Source organism: Phormidium sp. CCY1219 (assembly GCF_035615515.1).
Lineage (GTDB): Bacteria > Cyanobacteriota > Cyanobacteriia > Cyanobacteriales > Laspinemataceae > CCY1219.
This window is the reverse complement of record NZ_JAJENT010000255.1, coordinates 1-283: the sequence shown is the minus strand read 5'-3', so window position 1 is coordinate 283 and position 283 is coordinate 1. Positions and strand designations below refer to the sequence as shown.

The following is a 283-nucleotide window of genomic DNA, read 5'->3' as shown; positions in this document are numbered from 1 at the left end:
ACCCCTCTTGTGGTACTGCTCTGTGGGAGTCTACTATCTCCTTAAGTTTCTCGTAGTGGGTTTTGATGGCTTTTTTGCTGGGTTTGATGATGGTTTTGAAACCTAGTGGATTACTGTGTGCGTCTTTCCCGGTTTGGTATTTTCCAACTGCATATTGTCGGATGTTAAAACCGAGAAAGTCAAACCCTGGATTATCCCCTTCTAAAGTGTGGGTGATGTGGGTTTTGGTATCCTTAAGTTCCAACCCTATTCCTTTTAGCCATTCCTGGATGTGGTCGCGACA

1 pseudogene is annotated in these 283 nt (G+C 44.5%); it reads right to left on the bottom strand.

The features are described 5' to 3' along the window. Positions 1–244, bottom strand: a pseudogene (locus LKK83_RS02830) (group II intron reverse transcriptase/maturase); the annotation flags it as partial. Positions 245–283 lie beyond the last annotated feature (39 nt).